The organism is Bacillus cereus group sp. BfR-BA-01492 (genome assembly GCF_022662815.1).
In the GTDB taxonomy this organism is placed as follows: domain Bacteria; phylum Bacillota; class Bacilli; order Bacillales; family Bacillaceae_G; genus Bacillus_A; species Bacillus_A cereus_BD.
Genome location: NZ_JAKUEH010000019.1, coordinates 1 through 19,776, shown reverse-complemented (window position 1 = coordinate 19,776; position 19,776 = coordinate 1). Strand labels below are relative to the sequence as shown.

Here is a 19,776-nt window from a genome sequence, read left to right as displayed (position 1 = left end):
TAGATTATTCGAGCGAAGGTACTTACTGTGTAAATCCTTATATTTGGTTGTGTGAAGTTCACTATTTGGTATTTTTCCTCTATCTATTTCTATAACTGTACCTTGTATAAAATTATCGCCAGATTTAGCTTTAAGGTAATGGGATTCATCCTTTTTTTGAAGAATCCGGAAATATTTTTGGTGCTATGCAAATCCTTCTTTTATCATTCTGAATTATCGGGTGATTTAAATTTAGCATAAAAGGAGTTTTAACCGGCGTTAGAAGCCATCCGATTGCATTCGTTGTAGTGTTATGCGGTAACTTGTTTATTATTTCGGTAGTCAGGGACGAGGAATCTCGTTAATAAGTCGCACAGTGTAATCAGAATAATTTCGTTATGTATGAGATTGTTAGTTGAGATTATTAAATTGAGATAAAACATCTTGAAATTTTTTTCCTTATTTCATGTAAAATTATATTATTAATATTCTTAATAATATAATTTTACACTCGATTTTTTAGAGATAAATATAATCTTATTTATGGATAATTCTAATATTTAATTAGAAATAGGGGGATATGAATGGGAGAGATTAAGGTTACTCCAGGGGAATTAAGAAATAGAGCGAAAACTTTTAAATATGCTAGTTCTGAAGCAACCGATCGTCATAATAGAATTCTTTCAGAATTATTGAATCTTCAAATGAGATGGATAGGAGCTTCTAGTTTAGCTTTTTATAATGATTTACCTACTTTGAATAAAGCTTATGAAACTTATATTAATTATCTTAAACATATTGAAGAAGAGTTAAAACGTATTGCCCTTAAGTTTGAAACAGCGGATAATAATGGAGTTAATATGAAGAGTGGAAAAGGTATATTAAGTACTGATGGCGGCAGTACTAATAAAATTAATTTACAATCAATGACTGATGTGTTAAGTACTAAGTCTAAAGAAGCCTATTTATATAATGAAAAAAGTGGTCCGTTATATGCTAAAGCTATAGGTGGTGAATTGAAAGCTGGAGCAATCATTGGAGCAAGCGCCTCATATAATACTGTTAAAGTAGGAATTGAAGGTTCAGTAGATATTAATGGAAGAGATTTAAAAGGAGAAGCTAGTTTAAGCATGGCAAATGCAGAAGCTTCTGCTAAAATAGATAAAAATGGATTTGAATTTGGAGCGGAGGCTTCTTTGGCAAAATATGAAGCAGGTGTAGATATACCTATACCATTTACAGACCATGATTTGCACATTGGTGGTTCAGCTTCACTTGGCCAAGCGGGTGGGTCTGTTAAGATAAGTTCAAGTGGATTTAAAGTAAATCTTCCTTGGGGACCTGGAGCGAGTCTTGTCGGTACAGGTGTTGAAGTAGAGATAAAGTAAAGGAGTATCTTTTATGACTTTAGAAAGTTTGAAAAAAATTTTAACAATTCTTTTTGTTATTTGTTTTTTTGGTACTATTATCCTGACATTATTTGATGCTACATATAATATTAAAGAAAAAATGATTTTTTCTTTAATATATTTAATTACAGTGCCTATTTGCTTTTTAATTTTATATAAAATAGGTAAATTTTTCATTAAATAAAGAGGTGAATTATAATGGAGAAAATAGAGAAAATAGAGAAAGACACGTTACTTCCGATTGGTTCAGTGGTGAAATTTAAAACTTGGGAACAACCTTTGATGATATACGGTAGAAAACAAGAAGATTCAAAAACCAAGAAAACTTGGGATTATGTAGCTTGTTATTATCCTATCGGAAATATTTCAACTGAATATAATATGTTTTTTAATCATGAACATATATCAGAGGTTATTTTTACTGGTTACGTAAATGAAGAAGAAGTAAAGTTACGTGAAGAGTTAAAATGATAGCATTGATTTTATAACTATAATATTAATAATATATTTACTAGGATATATGATATTATGGTTGTTTTTTAAGTTTTAATAAGGGATAGATATTGTGAGTAGAAGGGGTAATGATGTTGAAAATTATTAAAAATGCAATGCTATTTTTTTTATGTTTGATAGTTCTTAGTGGTTGTTTTACAAGAGAAGGAACGGTTGTTGGTGGTAAAGTTCACGGTTCTTCAGATGGTATATCTGGAAAGTATAAAAAATTTACTGGTTCTGCAACTCAAGATATGAAAGTTAAAAAAGGGGAGAATTGGATATTTTCTTTTGATGATGAAACTACACAAGGAATTATAATCGCTTATGTTTTGGATTCAAATGATAATAAAATATTAGAATTTGATAGGGGAAACGGCGAAAAGAATATTAAAGTATCTCAAGATGATACATATAAAGTTAAAATTGTAACGGAAGAACATGGTGGAGAATTTCAAATATCATGGAAAAAACAAAAGTAGTTTTTGAGGAGGGAACAATTATTAGTTTGTTTATCCCGCTATTTTAGGACAATAAGAAACAAGGAAGATAGGTGGGAGCCTTACTGCCCGTAACAGGTCGATTGATGAGAGCTTATAATCAGTGGGGGATGAAGAAAACCCAGCTGATTAAATTTTGATTAAAATCCTGTTTTTTGCAGAATTTTTTTCTTTAGATATAGGAGAGGGCAGTTGAAAAAGTAAAATAAAATGTATTTTACTTTACTCGATTTTTTATCATGACGAAAACACTCGTATAACTTTTGGGCAGGTGGATGATTATGTACATTCCAAAATATTTTCAGGCCACAAATGTTGATGAAATTTGGGGTTTGTTCAAAATAACTCTGTTGGAACGATTGTCACAACAGAACAGAGGAAACCAATTGCCACTCATTTGCCTTTGGGGTTAAAGAAAAAGGATTATGATTACTATATTACTGGGCATATGGCCTATGGAAATCCTCAGTGGAGAACATTTGAAACCCGTGAAGATGTGCTTGTTATATTTCAGGGACCAAATGCTTACATTTCTTTTTCTTAGTATGAGCAGGAAGAAGTTCCTGCATGAAATTACCAAGCCGTTCATGTATATGGTAAACCCAGCATGTTAGAGAAAGCTGCATATAAATGAAGTCAGAACAGAAGTAAAACGGATTATATTAATATTATTAATCAATTACAAAATGAAGGAAATCCGAATTCAAAACAAATGGCAGAAATGATGGAAAAGCGATTAAATAATCACAAATATGCTCATTTCTATCCAACGCTCAGATGATAAAATTAAAGAACAGAGCTGCCATATTGGCACTTCTCTTCAGATTATCCAATATAAACTTAGGAGAGAGTAAGAATGAAGCAAGTATTTTGCATCGGTGAATTACTAATTGATTTTATTTGTTGTGATCATGCATCATTACGCGATGGAATACATTTTGAAAAGAAAGCGGGCGGAGCTCCAGCAAATGTTGCGGCAGCGATTGCAAAATTAGGCGGAAACGCTTCTTTTATGGGGCAAGTTGGCAAGGATCCTTTTGGTGATTTCTTAGAAAAAACATTGCAAGAAAACAATGTTGATACGTCTATGCTTGTCAAAGACAAGCAAACAACATTTGCTTTTGTTTCAATTGATAAGCACGGTGAACGTGATTTTACTTTTATGCGCGGTGCGGATGGAGAGTATCAGTTTCAGCAAATTGACCTTTCTAAGATGCAGCGAGGTGATATGATTCATTTCGGATCCGCAACAGCTTTATTACCAGGGGAGTTGAAGGAAACTTATTTTAAATTACTGCAATATACGAAAGAACAAAATCACTTCATTTCGTTTGATCCAAACTATCGCGATGCCCTCGTTACAGATCCAGAGCAATTTTGTAAGGATTGTTTATTTTTTATAAGCCAAGCTCATTTTGTAAAAGTAAGTGAGGAAGAAGCGATCATGTTATCGAAAGAAACGAATAGGAAGAAAGCTGCACAATTTTTGCTTAGAGCAGGAGCAAAGTGTGTTGCGATTACGCTTGGAAAAGAAGGAACACTTTTTGCAACAAGGGAAGGCGAAGCAATCATCCCTTCTATTCCTGTAAAACAAGTGGATTCAACGGGTGCAGGTGATGCATTTGTAGGTGCTATGTTGTATCAATTTGCAAAAGAAGAAAATATACTTGATGTGAGCTTTGATGCGCTTTGCACATTTGCTACATTTGCGAACAAAGTAGGAGCCATTACGTGTACAAATTATGGAGCGATTCCATCGTTACCAACATTAGAAGATATCGTTACGTTTGGATAAATGTATAGAAAGAGAGGAACGTTTCCTCTCATAAAGAGGCGTTCTTCTTTTTTATCTCATTATTTTGAAATAGGGTTGTTCCGAAATTTTCCTTTCGATATGATGAATGTAAGTAAGGGGGATTGTTTATTATTTTGCGAACGAAAAAGAGAAGCTATTATGTTTAGAAAAGGAAGGGGTCATGATGTTTCAACATTCTCGTTTTATTCATGTAAGGCGTACGATGAAAGAAGATATTGAGTTTATTTACAATATGGAACGTGAAAATGAAAATGTACAATTTATTGTTCCGTGGTCTAAGGAGCAGCATGAGGCTTCTTTAGCGGATGAGGATATATTACATTTCATTATTGAGGATAAAGAGAGCCATAGATGTGTGGGATATATGATATTGGCAGGTTTACAAAGTCCAAATGATAGCGTGGAGTTAGTACGAATTGTAATTGGACCAAAAGGGAAAGGGTATGGAAAAGAGGCATTTCGGTTAATCAAGAATTGGGTCTTTCATCACCAAAAAGCAAATCGGTTATGGTTAGATGTGAAGGTGCATAATACACGTGCCATCCATTTATATAAAACACAAGGTTTCACAATTGAAGGGACATTAAGAGAATGTTTAAAAGGTACAGAGGGCTACGAGTCGCTTCACATTATGTCTTTGTTGCGGCATGAATATTTAGAAGCACACTTTGATTCAACTCCTCAATGTAAAAGTAGATTGCTAGAATAGCATTTGATAACAACATCATCTAACTTCTTTCAATCGACAAAAACTAGGGGAGAAATTTTGTTTTATTATTTCAATGTCTCCTATGATCATTGGTAAAGCATCTTTTTCCTCTTATGTAAAATACAATTTTGGTAATGGAAGTGTTTGGATGAGAACGGTCAATTCTTTTTAGAGAAGGAATTGACTTACTTTTAGTTTGTAACTATAATGATTACAAAATATTTAGTGTGAAGAAAATGGAATGCGAAATATATTTTTTATTATAGTTGTAATCATATTGGTTACAACTATAAGGGATATAAAATGTTCATAAAAAGTCAAAGCTAATAGTAGGAAGAGTTGTTCATCATTCAAAATAGAGGAAGGGAGACAATCACTTTGAAGCGATTGAAGTTGTATGTGATTTGTTGTATTGCTCTTGTTGCGTTAGTTGTATGCAGCATGGCTGAGAAGCCAACGGCGAAAGTAGAAGAAGTGAAAGATACGGTAGTAACAAAACTGAATACAAAAGAAAAAATGGCACAGATTGGTGGACAAACGATATATTTTAAGCAAATTGGTGAGGGCAAACCACCGCTTCTTATGCTTCATGGATTTGGCGGTTCTTCCGATGGGTTTCGTGATATTTATCCGGAACTCGCGAAAGATCATACGATTATTGCGGTTGATGTTTTAGGATTTGGCCGTTCTTCCAAGCCGATGGATTTTCAATATACATTTCCAAATCAAGCAAATTTATATTATAAGTTAATGAAAAAGTTAGGGTATAATCAGTTTGCGGTACTCGGTCATTCTATGGGCGGAGAGTTATCTCTTAATTTAACATATTTATACCCAGATGCAGTGACACATCTTATTTTAGCTGATGCGACAGGAATTGAATCTTTTCAGCAAAAAGGAAGCGACACTAAGCCGAACTTTTCATCTCATAGCGAGTCTATCTCCATTACGGACTATGATAAAAACGCAGTGAAAAATAGACGAGATGATAAAGAACATTATAAGGAACTAACGAAAATGAGAGAGCGCCGCATAGTGATGGATGCAGATAAAATGAAAGTGCCAACTTTAATTATATGGGGGCGACATGATAAGAGTGTTCCGTGGAAAAATGGTGAGTTGTATCATAAGTTGTTTAAAAATAGCACATTCCATATTATCGAAAAAGGATATCATGCACCATTTCGCCAAGAACCAGAGGAATTTATGAAATATGTACAAGACTTCTTTGCAGCTACATCTCATAATGAATAAAAGTATGTTTTGAAAGAGGCTATTCTAAAAGGTGGCAAAATGACCTTTTAGAATAGCCTCTTTTTTATTTTCAGAAAAAATTTTCTCAATATTTTTTGTATTTAATTTTCGAAATATATTGAAATCTAGGAATTATAACAATATTATTAGTATATCGACAAAAAAATTGATTATTCGCAATACATAGGGGGAAATGCTTTGAAAAGAAAGAAACGTTTTAAAGGGTATTCAATGCTAGTCGTAGCGGGGATGTTAAGTAGTATATGTACTTTTGGGAATGATGCTGCTTATGCTGAGTCAAAACCGGTATCATCTATACCGATGGATGAAAGTTTAATACCGGAAGAACGGTTAGCAGAGGCACTGAAAGAACGGGGAGTAATCGATAAGAGCGCATCTCAAGCTGAGGTGTCAAAGGCTGTTGAGAAATATGTAGAAAAGAAAAAGGGACATCATCCTGAGAAAGATATGATTCCCGAGGATACAATTACACAGGAAGCCTCTGAATTTATGAAACAAGTAAAAGATGCAAAGATGAAAGAGAAAGAACAGGCAAATAAACCAAATAAAGCGGCAACAGGACTACCATTAGATGGAGGCAAGCAAGGAATGAATGCGGGGCATTTAAAAGGGAAGGTTCCGATTTCCCCTGCTAAACAAGCGAAATATAATGGCCCTGTTCGTAAAGATAAAGTGCTAGTTTTACTTGTAGAATTTCGTGACTTTAAACATAACAATATTGAGAAAAAGCCAGGATATATGTATTCGAATGATTTTAATCGTGAGCATTATGAAAAGATGTTATTTGGAGATGAACCATTTACACTATTTGATGGTTCGAAAGTGCCAACATTTAAGCAGTATTATGAGGAACAATCAGGCGGCAGTTATACAGTTGATGGTACTGTTACGGAATGGTTAACAGTACCAGGAAAGGCCTCTGACTATGGTGCAGATGATGGGGAAGGTGGACGAGATAATAAAGGGCCTTTAGGGCCTCGTGATTTTGTGAAGGAAGCGTTAAAAGCAGCAGTTGCACAAGGAGTTAACTTAGCTGATTTTGATCAATATGACCAATACGATTACAATGGCAATGGTAATAGAAATGAACCAGATGGTATTATTGATCATTTAATGGTGATACATGCCGGAGCAGGACAAGAAGCTGGTGGTGGTAAGCTGAAAGATGATGCGATTTGGTCTCATCGTTTTAAGCTGGGGTCTCAACCATATCCAATTGAGGGAACGAAGTCTTCTGTTTCAAATTGGGATGGAAAAATAGCAGCATACGACTATACAATCGAACCAGAAGATGGAGCTGTTGGTGTATTTGCGCACGAGTTCGGCCATGATTTAGGATTACCTGATGAATATGATACAAAATATTCAGGGGAAGGAGAGCCAATTCACGCTTGGTCAATTATGAGCGGTGGCAGTTGGACTGGAACAATTGCTGGAACGGAACCAACAAGTTTTTCACCACAAAATAAGGAATTTTTCCAAAAGAATATGGGCGGAAATTGGGCGAATATCGTTGAAGTTGAGTATAATCAGCTTCGCAGCGGCATCGGTATTGCGACATATTTAGATCAAAGTGTTACAAAGTCGAAACGACCAGGAATTGTTCGAGTGAACTTACCTGATAAAGAGATAAAAAATATTGAACCGAGTTTTGGGAAGAAATTTTATTACAGTACAAAAGAAAATGACATGCATACAACGCTTGAGACACCGTCTTTTGATTTAACAAAGGTTGAGAATGTAACGTTTACTTATAAGGCATTCTATGAAATAGAGGCGAATTATGATTTTCTTGAAGTAAATGTAGTTACAGAAGACGGCGCGAAGACGCGCATAGATCGAATCGGTGAGAAAGAAGTTCAAAAAGGTGTAGATACAACAGAAGGGAACTGGATTGATAAGTCATACGATTTAAGTCAATTTAAAGGACAAAAAGTAAAACTACAGTTTGAATACATAACGGATCCAGCTACATCGTATAAAGGGTTTGCTTTAGATAATGCTACGTTAACTGTAGATGGTAAGGTTGTATTTACTGACGATGCAGAAGGTGAACCATTGATGACACTAAACGGTTTTACAGTATCGGATGGATTGGAATACAAGAAGCATCATTATTATTTAGAATGGAGAAATTATGCCGGTTCTGATAAGGCATTGAAACATATAAATGGTCCAGTATTTCATACAGGAATGCTCGTATGGTATGCGGATCAAAGTTTTACAGACAACTGGGTTGGTATTCATCCGGGCGAAGGCTTTTTAGGAGTAGTCGACTCTCATCCAGAGGCAGTCGTCGGTATGTTAGAGGGACAGCCGACTGTGAAAAAGAGTACACCTTATCAAATTGCGGATGCCGCCTTTTCATTTGATCAAACACCTGCTTGGAAGGTGAATTCATTAAAAAACGGTACTTTTGATTATAAAGGGTTACGAGGAGTCCCGACATTTGATGATTCTAAGCGATATATAAACGATATCATTCCAGATGCAGGGCGTAAATTACCAAAGCTAGGGTTGAAGTTTGAAGTAGTAGGACAAGCTACAGATAACTCGGCAGGTGCCGTTTGGATTCATCGATAAGCTTCATTTACATGATATAGTCATAAAAATCTCCTTCCTTTCATACAGTGAAATTAACAAGGCTTGTCTAAAAGAAAGGAAGGAAGAAAAGTGGAAACTTTACCATGGTGGATCTATCTTGTTATTATTGGGATTGTTGTAAGTGGCTACATGGTTTTATATACTTCTAAAAAAGAGCAAGAAATAGATAATGAATTCATCGAAAAAGAAGGCGAAATATATATGAAACGTTTAGAGGAAGAACGGGAGCGCCGCAACCAAGACAATGATAAGGATTCTGTGTTACTATAAGCGTAAGTGGATAACGAATAGGTTATCCACTTTTTTCATGGTCCTACAAGATACAAGATATTCGACAAAATAAGACAAAAAAAGATGTGAATTTTTTATGAACTAGCTATACTATAAAAGTAGAGAGGAAGGTAGAGCTTAAATGGAATTTCATGAACAGAAAATTTTACCAGCAGTAAGGCAAATTAAAGACTTAGAAAAGCTTGTGCATAGTTCTTATGAGTATATTGTCATTTTAGATATTCATATTGGACAATTGAAAAGTGTTGTGAACCTAGCGAAGCAATATGAGAAAAAGGTGTTTTTACATGTTGATTTAATTCATGGATTGCAAAGCGATGGTCATGCGACAGAGTTTTTATGTCAAGAGTATAAGCCGTATGGACTTTTATCGACGAAGGCAAGCGTGATTATGAAGGCGAAGCAAAAAGGCGTTGTAGCAATTCAGCGCATCTTTTTAATCGATTCAAGCGCGATGGAAAAAAGCTGTCATTTGTTAGCGAAAACAAAACCGGATTATATTGAAGTGCTTCCAGGAGCTTTAACAGGTGTGATTGCGGAAGTAAACGAACGCACAGGAATACCGATTTTAGCCGGTGGTTTTATTCGTACAGTAGCTGATGTGGAAAGGGCTTTAGAGGCTGGTGCGACAGCAATTACAACGTCGAAAAAAGAGCTATGGAAACATTTCCAAAAAAAGTGACGAAAATGTGAAAGAAATTCGTTGACACCGCTTTCATTTGCGGTTAACATTATAGATAAGTTAATAAACGTGACGGAGAAAAAGAAGAGATCCACATTTTATTGTTTCTATATTGTTATATAGAGGCATGTAGGCTGTGGGTCTTTTCTTTTTGAAAAAACGAATGGCCATTCATTTTCTCTCCTTCACATTGTAAACGTTTAATTTGATTGTGGAGGGATTTTATGTCAGCATTTTTAGGAGAGTTAATAGGGACAGCGTTATTAATCGTTCTTGGTGGCGGTGTTTGTGCTGGGGTAAGTTTAAAGAAGTCGTTTGCTAAGGATTCTGGCTGGATTGTAATTACAATGGGTTGGGGCTTAGCGGTTGCAGTAGCAGCATATGCTGTTGGATCTATTAGTGGGGCGCATTTGAACCCTGCATTAACAATAGGACTAGCATTTAAGGGAACGTTCCCATGGAGTGATGTTCCAGAATATATCGTAGCACAAATGATTGGGGCAATAATCGGTGCTGTTATCGTATATTTACATTACTTACCGCATTGGAAAGAAACAGAAGATCCAGGAGCAAAGTTAGGTGTATTTGCAACAGGACCAGCAATTCCAAACACATTTGCAAACCTTCTGAGTGAAATGATTGGTACATTCGTTTTAGTATTTGGTATATTAGCAATTGGTGCAAATAAATTTGCGGATGGTTTAAACCCATTTATCGTAGGGTTCTTAATTGTAAGTATTGGTTTATCATTAGGTGGAACAACGGGATATGCGATTAACCCAGCACGTGACTTGGGACCTCGTATTGCACACTTCTTCCTTCCGATTGCAGGAAAGGGCGGATCAAATTGGAAGTATGCATGGATTCCGGTTGTAGGACCGATTTTAGGCGGATCACTTGCAGGTTTATTTCATCAAGTTGTATTTGACGGAAAACAAAATACAGCACTTATGTATGTGGTGATTGCAACGGTTATTATACTAGCAATCTCTTATATAGCAGGTAAAAAGAACGGAAACGATACAAATAGTAGAAAAGTAGCATAATAGGGAGGAAACAAGGATGGAAACATATATTCTTTCATTAGATCAAGGCACAACAAGTTCACGTGCCATTCTGTTTAATAAAAAAGGAGAAATCGTTCATTCTGCTCAAAAAGAATTTACGCAATATTTTCCAAAGCCAGGTTGGGTAGAGCATAATGCACAAGAAATTTGGGGATCCATTCTAGCGGTTATCGCAACTTGCTTAAGTGAAGCGGATGTGAAACCAGAACAAATCGCTGGTATTGGGATTACAAACCAACGTGAAACAGCAGTTGTTTGGGAGAAGGCAACTGGGAAACCAGTTTATAACGCAATTGTATGGCAATCTCGTCAAACAGCTGAAATTTGTGAAGAGTTAAAAGAAAAAGGCTATAGCGATATGGTTCGCGAAAAAACAGGTCTTTTAATTGATGCATATTTCTCAGGTACGAAAGTAAAATGGATTTTAGATAACGTTGAAGGTGCAAGAGAACAAGCAGAGCGCGGTGAATTATTATTCGGTACAATTGATACATGGCTTGTATGGAAATTGTCTGGTGGTAAAGCACATGTAACAGATTATTCAAATGCATCACGCACATTAATGTTCAATATTCATGACTTACAATGGGATGATGAATTATTAGAAATGTTAACGGTGCCAAAGAGCATGTTACCAGAAGTACGTCCGTCATCTGAAGTATACGGTCATACAGTTGATTATCACTTCTTCTCTCAAAGTGTACCGATTGCTGGTGTGGCAGGTGACCAACAAGCAGCGTTATTTGGGCAAGCGTGTTTCGGTGAAGGTATGGCGAAAAACACATACGGAACAGGTTGCTTCATGTTAATGAATACGGGTGAAACAGCAGTTAACTCTAATCATGGCCTATTAACAACAATTGCATGGGGTTTAGATGGTAAAGTAAATTATGCATTAGAAGGAAGTATTTTCGTAGCAGGTTCAGCAATTCAGTGGTTACGTGATGGCATGCGCATGGTTCATGATGCAAGTGAGAGTGAAGAGTATGCATCACGCGTTGAATCAACGGACGGTGTATATGTTGTACCAGCATTCGTAGGACTTGGAACACCATACTGGGATAGTGAAGTGCGCGGAGCTGTATTTGGTGTAACGCGCGGTACAACGAAAGAGCACTTCATTCGTGCAACGTTAGAATCATTAGCATATCAAACAAGAGATGTATTATGCGCAATGGAAGCAGATTCTGGCATTAAGCTGAAAACGTTACGCGTTGATGGCGGCGCAGTGAAAAATAACTTTTTAATGCAATTCCAAAGCGATGTGTTACAAGTTCCAGTAGAGCGTCCAATGATTAGTGAAACGACAGCGCTAGGGGCTGCATATTTAGCAGGGCTTGCAGTTGGATATTGGGAAAGTCAAGAAGAAATTAAAGCACAATGGGATATGGATCGAAGCTTTACACCAGAAATGGAGATGGAAAGAAGCGAAGAACTATATGCTGGATGGAAAAAAGCAATTGAAGCAACAAAAGCTTTTAAATAATCATAAACAGTGTTATAATGATGGTAAGTTAATAATTCGGTAGGAGATATGGAGAGACCATAACGCGCTATAGAGAGATTTCTATAGTGTTGTTTGTGGTCTCTTTTTTTCGTATCAAAGGGAGGAAATACCATGAAATTTTCAAGTAAACAACGTAAAGACGTATTAAAAGGTGTTCATAAACAAGAGTTAGATTTAATTGTAATTGGTGGCGGTATTACTGGTTCTGGTATCGCATTAGATGCTGTAACGCGCGGATTATCAACAGTTGTGTTCGAAATGCAAGACTTTGCAGCAGGAACATCAAGCCGCTCAACAAAACTTGTACATGGCGGTTTACGTTATTTAAAACAATTTGAAGTGAAGATGGTAGCAGAAGTAGGGAAAGAGCGTGCGATTGTATATGAGAACGGTCCCCATGTAACAACACCTGAGTGGATGTTACTTCCATTCCATAAGGGCGGTACATTTGGTGCATTTACAACATCAATCGGTCTTCGTGTATATGACTTCTTAGCAGGTGTAAAACGAAGCGAACGCAGAAAAATGTTTAGCCGTGAGGAAACAATGAAGAAAGAACCACTTGTAAAACAAGAAGGGTTAAAAGGCGGCGGTTACTACGTAGAGTATCGTACAGATGATGCTCGTTTAACAATCGAAGTTATGAAAGAAGCAATCGAGCACGGCGCAAAAGCTGTTAACTATGCAAAAGTAGACGGTTTCTTATATAAAGACGGAAAAGTATGTGGTGTACGTGTCATCGATTTATTAGATGGAAGCGTATATGAAGTTTACGGTAAGAAAATTGTAAACGCAGCAGGTCCTTGGGTAGATACACTTCGTGAAAAAGATAATTCGAAAAAAGGAAAAGTACTACAATTATCAAAAGGTGTTCACTTAGTTATCGACCAAAAACGTTTCCCACTTGGCCAAGCGATTTATTTCGATACACCAGATGGACGTATGGTCTTCGCGATTCCACGTGGTAACAAAACATACGTTGGTACAACTGATACATTCTATGATAAAGATGCAGCGGTACCAAAAATGACAACAGAAGATCGCGCATATATTATTAAAGCGATTAACTATATGTTCCCAACTGTGAAAATTACAGAAAAAGATATTGAATCAAGCTGGGCTGGTGTTCGTCCGTTAATTTATGAAGAAGGTAAGAGCGCATCTGAAATTTCTCGTAAAGATGAAATTTGGACTTCTGATTCAGGCCTAATTACAATTGCTGGTGGTAAGCTAACTGGATATCGTAAAATGGCAGAAATGGTTGTTGACTACGTTGCATCTTTAATGCAAAAAGAAGGTCACAGTGCATTACCAAAAACAAAAACGAAACATATGCCAATCTCTGGTGGACATGTAGGTGGTTCTGAAGGATTACCAGCGTTCGTTTCGAAAAAAGCAGGAGAAGGTACGAAATACGGCTTAACAACTGAGCAAGCAGAAGCATTTGCGAAATTCTACGGTTCTAACGTTGATGTTCTCTTTAACTTAGCAAAAGATTTAAAAGAGGAAGCAAAAGAATACAACATGCCATTAGACGTCCTTGTACCGCTTGTATACGCAATGGACTATGAAATGACAGCAAAACCTGTCGACTTCTTTGTACGCCGCAGAGGAGCTGTATTCTTCAACATTCAATGGGTATATGACTGGAAAGAGCCTGTTATTGCATACATGGCTGCAAAACTAGGCTGGACGAATGAAGAAACAGCAAAATATACAGCAGAATTAGAACAAGCATTAAAAGACGCTGCTGTGCCTGTAGACGAACAAAAATAAGCAGCATTCTAAATAGCAAATTGTGATAAAAAGCGCTTAGAGGGAGAAAATAACTCCTTTAGGCGCTTTTTTTCTTGTTTATGCTGTTTTATGGAATTTTACATGTAACTTTAGGAGATAATTTGCATAGTTTTTTAATGGTAAATTGCATATAAAAAAGAGAAGTCTATAAAATTATAGACTTCTCTTTCTGCTTGTTTATTCATTTTCTCCAATTACTAAAGAATCTCTTGCTACATCAACGACTTCTGTAGTGATTTTGTCTAAATGATTAATTTTCATTATTCTTTCAATTTGAGAGAATAATCGTTCAAGTAATCGAAAGTTCCCTCGACTCATCTTTATAATAGTATTCACTGCTTCATAATCTTCAAAATTCTCATAGTGTAGTTTGTTCCCTAACTTCTCCCACTTATATGTTAAGATATGTTTCATTTCTGTTGGAGTTAATTTTTTAAATTCATGAATAAAACCAACTCTCGAGTATAGCTGAGGATAACGTGATAATCTTTTTTCAATTCCTGGCATACCAATAAACACCATACCTACGTTGTACTGGTCATAGATATCTCTGAGAATTTCAAGTGTTGGAAACTTTAAACGATCGATTTCGTCAATGATGATGAGATCAATCGTACTAAATTCATCTGCTTTTTTAAATGAACTTGTCCAATTATTTTCATAGTTATCTCTTATTGCTAGATAACCATCTTTAGACATTTGAAGGTTGAAGCATGTATGCTTAATCATGTCATATAACCTTGAAGGTCGGACAGATGGAGCGGTATGAAAAACAGTATTACTTTTTAAAATCGTATCATCTTTTATATTTTTCCCTTGGTCACTATAAACAGAAAATTCGTTAATCTTAGAATGGATATAATCCCAATTAGCATATTGACGAGCTGAAATTGTTTTTCCCACACCGGGTAATCCATGACATATACCGATATATTTAAATTCAGCGCATGCATCACAAAATTCAGCGAATTTTTTATATTCTTTGGTTTCAATGAAGTGGCTCTGTTTATTCATTTTTATACCTCTTAAGTTTTGAAGTGATAGGCTTAACTTGTTTCACTTTTTCTGATGCATCTTTTTCAATCTTTAAATGCTCAACAACCGATTTTGTTGTGATAATAACGCTATTTTTTAATTTTCTGCGTTGTTTATTTCTTGCAGCTTGAAGTTCTTTCAAGCCAATTGAATACCCATCAACTGTAGAAGATATTGCAGTACATAGATAGGTACCTTTATAAAAAACACGAATCTCAGCAATATCTCTTGGATCGTATCGAATCATTACATCTTCACCCACAAATGCTGAAAGGTTTGTATGCATATATTTTAATCCAAGAAAATGGATACCGTCTGAATGGATTTTGCGTGGCTTAGCCGATGAAAGCAAAAGTAAATCTAAAGACTGTAAGCTTTCAGGCATATTAGGAAGAAATCCAGATTCATTCCACATTTCAATTGGACGTTTATTTGTTGTCCCATGAATTCTATAATGGTAAGTATTTAAAGTGAATTGCTGAAATTGCTCTATTAATTCATCTAGTGTCATTAATTTTTTTGATGTAGGATTCTTTATATATCCTGGTAAATCTTGAAGAAACATCATATTAACAGTTCGAAAGAATCGTTCTATTTTTCCACGTCCTCTAGGAACTCCTACCCGTGAAAATGACAGTACCATTTTTAAATCCGCTGAGATTTGTTCCATATGTTGAGATGTATAATCACTTCCGTGATCTGTATAAAATGTTTCAGGTATACCACAAATCGGCCAATTTTTATCTCCTTTTCTCCAAATTGCCTGACGTAGTGTTAAAGCGGTTCGAATAGTATCTGGTGCACCAAAATCGATGTAAAATCCCGCGATTGCTCTACTATAATCATCTAGTATTACAGTTAACCATGGTCTTTCTGGTTGACCTTTTGCGTTCAAAATTTCTATATCTAACATAGTGTGGTCTGCTTGCCAGAATTCATTAGGATATTTAGCTTCACGCAAATAAACTAAATCATATTTATTCTCATAATGTTTTCTTCCGTAATGAGCTAATTCAATTAAATTCTTAGGGATGTTCCTTATGAAACTCCAGACTTGATAATAACTAGGTTCAGCAAGTGCATTTTCTTCACACCACTTTTTTATTCTTCGATGAATAGAAGAAATAGAAATGTTTTTATTTTCAAGATAAATTTTTTGAATCTGCTGTTGAACTAAATCAGGCATTTTAAATTTCCCACAATCACAACGTTCTTTTCTGACAAGACCTAATAAACCATTTTCTTTGAATTTGCAAATCCAATATTGAATGATGCGAATTGATAATTTTGTCTCTTCACTGATTTGTTGAACAGTTTTTTCATTTTCTAAATAAGGAAAAATAATTTTATATTTTTTGTATGCATCTTCCAATTGTTGTTCTGTACATTGTGTCAATGAATGATAATACTCTTTGTCCATTTATTTATCCCCTTTCCATAAAATGTAACACAATTATTTCACATACCTTCTTATGTGTCTATTATGGGTGTACCCTAATTTTACATAGGTGATATATTGAGAAACGGATGTTTTAAGTGTAAAATTAGGGTGTAAAATAAATAGAGAGAAACTGGAGGATTTTTGAGAGTGAAAATTGCTTATGCTAGAGTCAGTTCTATGGATCAAAATTTAGAGCGACAAATTGTGGAATTTAAAAATCACGGTGCGGAAAAAATATTTGTAGAGAAAAAATCCGGAGCGGATTTTATGAATCGTGTAGAATTTAAAAGAGCTTTAGATTTTGTACGAGAAGGTGATTTTTTAATGGTAGAAGCGATTGATCGATTAGGACGTGATTATAATGAAATCATTCGTACAATAAATTATCTGAAGCAAGAAAAAATCGGTTTACTTGTTACAAGTATGCCTATATTAAGTGAGCCCCTAGGCGATCCGCTATTAGATCGTTTTGTCAAAGATTTAATTCTGCAACTCTTGGCTATGATTGCGGAAAAAGAACGAACAGAAAGTAAACGACGTCAGGCACAAGGAATAAAAATTGCGAAAGAAAAAGGGGTTTATCAAGGGCGACCAACCCTTTATGGACCAGATGCGCGAGATCCTCAAAAACAAGCTGTCTATTATCAAATTGTACAAATGTTAAATTCAGGATTACCTATAAAGAAGATTGCTGAAAAAAATGGTGTGACCAGACCAACGGTTTATCGTATCCAAAAAGAACTCGAGGAAGATATTAATTGACAATAAAGTTTAATCAAAACTAAAAATGTTGATTTTTCAATAAAAAATCCCTGCACTTTGAAAAATATTTGAGCAAAATGCAGGGGTTATCTTTTATATGGATGTTCCGATTTTAAAGATTGTTTTGAAGTGTTATCGTTCATTTAAAGAGTGTTAAAATGATAACTCTGTATTGTAAACACTATTTATTCATAATTAATTTTCATCTTCCATTTTTCGAAATAGTAACCATTCGACTAGTATATAGAGCGCAATAGGCAAAATAATGCTAAGAATGACAAAAGTTTGATTTTTACCACCCTGTACAAATTCCTTTGTTTGTGGAATCCTTAATAATAAACCGAATATTCCTAAAGTGACAACGAAAGTAAGGCCCCCAAAGAATTCACGTTTCTTCTTAGATATAACATAAACGATAGACACGATTAAAATAACAAGAATAGCAATCCAATCAAATGGGGTACTAATTTTTAAAATTCCTTGTTTTGGTGTATAAAGTCGAATGAGGATAAATACCCCAAACGGAATCATTGCTATTATCCATACTACGAAAAATTTAATTAACCTTGGTAATTGCGTTTTCATATAAATACTCAGGTGTAACAATTTAAAAACACCATAAACGAATGCAACGGAGAATATTCCATTCAATAATATAACAAATCCATTTATTTGTAATGATGGGGCTGTAAAACTACCTACAATATCGTAAAACATACTAATTAAAAAAATTAAACCACTAATTTTAAAAATCGATTTCCATGAAGGTTTATCAAATTGCTTTGTCAGTTGATCGACAACCTCTTTGGGATTTTTACCTAAATACTCTTCTGCCGATTCACCATGCTTTTGTGCTTCTAAAATATCTTGTAATATCACCATTAAATGTTGTTCTGTTTCTAATTCTTCATAGAAAAACCCAAATGTACGCATATACAGTAAAATATCTTCATAATATATTTTATTTTCTGGGGATAGCTGTTCTCTAAGCTTGCTATTTTGCTCCACTAATTGTTTAGCGGTATTATTTTTCATCCGATTCACTCTCCATTTTTTTCAAAATCCGATTCACTTTTACAATCAATGAACCCCATTGTTCTTCAAAACTCTCTAGTTGTTCTTCTCCTTTATGTGTAATAAAGAAGTATTTCCTATTCGGTCCATCAGGTGAAGCGAGCTCCTTACTTTTAATTAATCCTTGTTTTTCTAATTTTTGCAGTAGAGGATAAATCGTTCCACCTACTATTGTTGTAAATCCATAATCACGCATCATTTGTACAAGTTCATAACCGTATACTTGTTGTTGTTTAATAATAGATAGCACGCAACCTTCAAGTACCCCTTTTAGTAGTTGTGTTTCCTTCATTTACTCACCTCACTAATTTGTAATACATATTAGCTAGAAATACGGCACCGTGCAATAACTAGTTTGTAAAACATACTAGTTAGAAATACTGTATCATATAATAACTAGTTTGTAAAACATACTAGTTATATGCAAACTTTTTTGGATTAAAGTACAGTTTAGTCAATATCATGCTATAAATGTTATTTTTGGATAAATATTTAGAGTTTTTTGTCCAAGTAAGACTTTTTAACAACTGTATCTTATTTTTTCGTTCGGTGAAGTATTTTTCATCCAAAATAAAGCTGTTTTATGTGCAATTTATCATTTGGAAACTACGCAAATTATCTCCTAAAGTCACAGACACAATTTGGACACATTTTGAGCGTTTCCTGTACGTTAAGAGACATCTGTCCAGAAACCCTTATATTTATGAACAGAGGAGAAAACTCAATAATATCAACGTTTTCTAACTATAATCATGTTCATAAAGTGTGTAAATAAATCAATGTTCAATTAAACTTAGGTTTTTATCTTTCTGAACATATATTCATCTTTAAAAAATACTGTAATGATAAGGGTTTGTAGTCCTTATCGTACAATTTTCCCAAAATGATATAGTGACCCCATGAATAAAGTAATAAAATAAAAAAGCACATGGAATAGGGATCATGTGCAAGAAAATAATAATTTAGGTACAATAACATAAACGTCCCCAAAATAAGGCGATTTTCTTTTTTTATCAAAAAAATACTGATTTAAATATTAAAAAACACTCCTAGCGAGTGTTTTTTAATATTTAGGACCCATATAATCATAACTTTGATCTAATGCCTTAATTAAGTCAATCGCACTCTTTAATTCATGCTTATCAGCCTGAAGTTCTTCCATCTTTGTACCAATATTTTTCTTGAAAGTTTCTAAATCACTGATTGCTTTTTTTCCCACTCCAAGTTGCGACCAACTTGATAGAAGTAAATCATGTACAGTGCTTATGACTCTTTTATTATCGTTTAAATCTTGAATCATATAGTCAAATTGTTGTAACGCTTGCTTTAATGCTTC

Annotated in this window: 19 protein-coding genes and 1 pseudogene; 15 read left to right on the top strand and 5 right to left on the bottom strand. The window is 34.9% G+C overall.

Annotated elements, in window-relative coordinates; genetic code table 11:
- Positions 1–563 precede the first annotated feature (563 nt).
- From MR063_RS18245 to MR063_RS18180, 14 genes and pseudogenes are all read left to right on the top strand, one after another.
- The gene (locus tag MR063_RS18245) at positions 564–1,367 is read left to right on the top strand and encodes a WXG100 family type VII secretion target (protein WP_242200610.1); all 804 of its coding nucleotides are present in this window, start codon (positions 564–566) and stop codon (positions 1,365–1,367) included.
- A 13-nt stretch (positions 1,368–1,380) separates the two neighbouring features.
- A complete protein-coding gene (locus tag MR063_RS18240) occupies positions 1,381–1,572 on the top strand; it encodes a hypothetical protein (protein ID WP_242200608.1) in 192 nt (63 codons plus the stop codon).
- A gap of 14 nt (positions 1,573–1,586) precedes the next feature.
- Positions 1,587–1,859 (top strand): DUF4176 domain-containing protein, encoded by a 273-nt coding sequence (locus MR063_RS18235; RefSeq protein ID WP_242200607.1) that lies wholly within the window; start codon positions 1,587–1,589, stop codon positions 1,857–1,859.
- A gap of 113 nt (positions 1,860–1,972) precedes the next feature.
- On the top strand, positions 1,973–2,362 hold the full coding sequence (locus tag MR063_RS18230; protein WP_242200605.1) for a hypothetical protein: 390 nt from the start codon (positions 1,973–1,975) through the stop codon (positions 2,360–2,362).
- Between the two features lie 299 nt (positions 2,363–2,661).
- Positions 2,662–3,161 (top strand): annotated as a pseudogene (locus tag MR063_RS18225) (FMN-binding negative transcriptional regulator).
- 75 nt (positions 3,162–3,236) lie between these two features.
- Entirely contained in the window at positions 3,237–4,175 is a 939-nt protein-coding gene (locus MR063_RS18220) for a carbohydrate kinase family protein (RefSeq protein ID WP_242200603.1), read from the top strand.
- 184 nt (positions 4,176–4,359) lie between these two features.
- Positions 4,360–4,905 (top strand): GNAT family N-acetyltransferase, encoded by a 546-nt coding sequence (locus MR063_RS18215; RefSeq protein ID WP_313929699.1) that lies wholly within the window; start codon positions 4,360–4,362, stop codon positions 4,903–4,905.
- 378 nt (positions 4,906–5,283) lie between these two features.
- On the top strand, positions 5,284–6,159 hold the full coding sequence (locus MR063_RS18210) for an alpha/beta fold hydrolase (RefSeq protein WP_242200598.1): 876 nt from the start codon (positions 5,284–5,286) through the stop codon (positions 6,157–6,159).
- 198 nt (positions 6,160–6,357) lie between these two features.
- Complete coding sequence (locus MR063_RS18205; RefSeq protein WP_277927938.1) at positions 6,358–8,763, top strand: immune inhibitor A domain-containing protein; 2,406 nt, start codon at positions 6,358–6,360, stop codon at positions 8,761–8,763.
- Positions 8,764–8,853: 90 nt separating this feature from the next.
- Positions 8,854–9,054 carry a sporulation YhaL family protein gene (locus MR063_RS18200; RefSeq protein ID WP_242200597.1) on the top strand — a complete coding sequence of 67 codons (201 nt, stop codon included), beginning with the start codon at positions 8,854–8,856 and terminating at the stop codon, positions 9,052–9,054.
- Between the two features lie 142 nt (positions 9,055–9,196).
- Positions 9,197–9,757, top strand: coding sequence for a glycerol-3-phosphate responsive antiterminator (locus MR063_RS18195; RefSeq protein ID WP_242200595.1), 561 nt, complete (start codon positions 9,197–9,199; stop codon positions 9,755–9,757).
- Positions 9,758–9,981: 224 nt separating this feature from the next.
- The gene (locus tag MR063_RS18190; protein WP_242200594.1) at positions 9,982–10,803 is read left to right on the top strand and encodes an MIP/aquaporin family protein; all 822 of its coding nucleotides are present in this window, start codon (positions 9,982–9,984) and stop codon (positions 10,801–10,803) included.
- A gap of 16 nt (positions 10,804–10,819) precedes the next feature.
- Positions 10,820–12,310: a glycerol kinase GlpK gene (gene glpK / locus MR063_RS18185; protein WP_242200593.1), complete on the top strand. Its 1,491-nt coding sequence runs from the start codon at positions 10,820–10,822 to the stop codon at positions 12,308–12,310.
- Between the two features lie 132 nt (positions 12,311–12,442).
- Positions 12,443–14,107 (top strand): glycerol-3-phosphate dehydrogenase/oxidase, encoded by a 1,665-nt coding sequence (locus tag MR063_RS18180; RefSeq protein ID WP_242200591.1) that lies wholly within the window; start codon positions 12,443–12,445, stop codon positions 14,105–14,107.
- A 198-nt stretch (positions 14,108–14,305) separates the two neighbouring features.
- Here MR063_RS18180 and MR063_RS18175 read toward each other — a convergent pair whose 3' ends face one another.
- Entirely contained in the window at positions 14,306–15,142 is an 837-nt protein-coding gene (locus MR063_RS18175) for an AAA family ATPase (protein WP_242200589.1), read from the bottom strand.
- Positions 15,135–16,583, bottom strand: a complete 1,449-nt coding sequence (locus MR063_RS18170) for a Mu transposase C-terminal domain-containing protein (RefSeq protein ID WP_242200587.1) — start codon at positions 16,581–16,583, stop codon at positions 15,135–15,137. Before MR063_RS18170 ends, MR063_RS18175 begins: the two co-directional genes overlap by 8 nt.
- A gap of 168 nt (positions 16,584–16,751) precedes the next feature.
- Between MR063_RS18170 and MR063_RS18165 the strand changes: the two genes are divergently transcribed.
- A complete protein-coding gene (locus tag MR063_RS18165) occupies positions 16,752–17,366 on the top strand; it encodes a recombinase family protein (protein ID WP_242200586.1) in 615 nt (204 codons plus the stop codon).
- A 195-nt stretch (positions 17,367–17,561) separates the two neighbouring features.
- Here the strand turns inward: MR063_RS18165 and MR063_RS18160 are convergent, their stop codons facing one another.
- The 3 genes from MR063_RS18160 to MR063_RS18150 all read right to left on the bottom strand — a co-directional run.
- Positions 17,562–18,401 carry a DUF1129 domain-containing protein gene (locus MR063_RS18160; protein WP_242200584.1) on the bottom strand — a complete coding sequence of 280 codons (840 nt, stop codon included), beginning with the start codon at positions 18,399–18,401 and terminating at the stop codon, positions 17,562–17,564.
- Positions 18,391–18,732 carry a PadR family transcriptional regulator gene (locus MR063_RS18155; protein WP_016126019.1) on the bottom strand — a complete coding sequence of 114 codons (342 nt, stop codon included), beginning with the start codon at positions 18,730–18,732 and terminating at the stop codon, positions 18,391–18,393. The genes MR063_RS18160 and MR063_RS18155 overlap by 11 nt, the downstream gene beginning before the upstream one ends.
- 771 nt (positions 18,733–19,503) lie before the next feature.
- Positions 19,504–19,776 (bottom strand): hypothetical protein (locus MR063_RS18150; RefSeq protein WP_242200582.1); only part of this gene is annotated, 273 nt, incomplete at its 5' end.

What these genes read in the sequence shown, in the direction of transcription:
- MR063_RS18240 (WP_242200608.1), top strand. Translation starts at nt 1,381, where the DNA reads ATGACTTTAGAAAGTTTGAAAAAAATTTTAACAATTCTTTTTGTTATT.
- MR063_RS18180 (WP_242200591.1), top strand. Translation starts at nt 12,443, where the DNA reads ATGAAATTTTCAAGTAAACAACGTAAAGACGTATTAAAAGGTGTTCAT.
- MR063_RS18230 (WP_242200605.1), top strand. Translation starts at nt 1,973, where the DNA reads ATGTTGAAAATTATTAAAAATGCAATGCTATTTTTTTTATGTTTGATA.
- MR063_RS18155 (WP_016126019.1), bottom strand. Translation starts at nt 18,732, where the DNA reads ATGAAGGAAACACAACTACTAAAAGGGGTACTTGAAGGTTGCGTGCTA.
- MR063_RS18170 (WP_242200587.1), bottom strand. Translation starts at nt 16,583, where the DNA reads ATGGACAAAGAGTATTATCATTCATTGACACAATGTACAGAACAACAA.
- MR063_RS18175 (WP_242200589.1), bottom strand. Translation starts at nt 15,142, where the DNA reads ATGAATAAACAGAGCCACTTCATTGAAACCAAAGAATATAAAAAATTC.
- MR063_RS18195 (WP_242200595.1), top strand. Translation starts at nt 9,197, where the DNA reads ATGGAATTTCATGAACAGAAAATTTTACCAGCAGTAAGGCAAATTAAA.
- MR063_RS18220 (WP_242200603.1), top strand. Translation starts at nt 3,237, where the DNA reads ATGAAGCAAGTATTTTGCATCGGTGAATTACTAATTGATTTTATTTGT.
- MR063_RS18245 (WP_242200610.1), top strand. Translation starts at nt 564, where the DNA reads ATGGGAGAGATTAAGGTTACTCCAGGGGAATTAAGAAATAGAGCGAAA.
- MR063_RS18190 (WP_242200594.1), top strand. Translation starts at nt 9,982, where the DNA reads ATGTCAGCATTTTTAGGAGAGTTAATAGGGACAGCGTTATTAATCGTT.
- MR063_RS18160 (WP_242200584.1), bottom strand. Translation starts at nt 18,401, where the DNA reads ATGAAAAATAATACCGCTAAACAATTAGTGGAGCAAAATAGCAAGCTT.
- glpK (WP_242200593.1), top strand. Translation starts at nt 10,820, where the DNA reads ATGGAAACATATATTCTTTCATTAGATCAAGGCACAACAAGTTCACGT.
- MR063_RS18215 (WP_313929699.1), top strand. Translation starts at nt 4,360, where the DNA reads ATGTTTCAACATTCTCGTTTTATTCATGTAAGGCGTACGATGAAAGAA.
- MR063_RS18235 (WP_242200607.1), top strand. Translation starts at nt 1,587, where the DNA reads ATGGAGAAAATAGAGAAAATAGAGAAAGACACGTTACTTCCGATTGGT.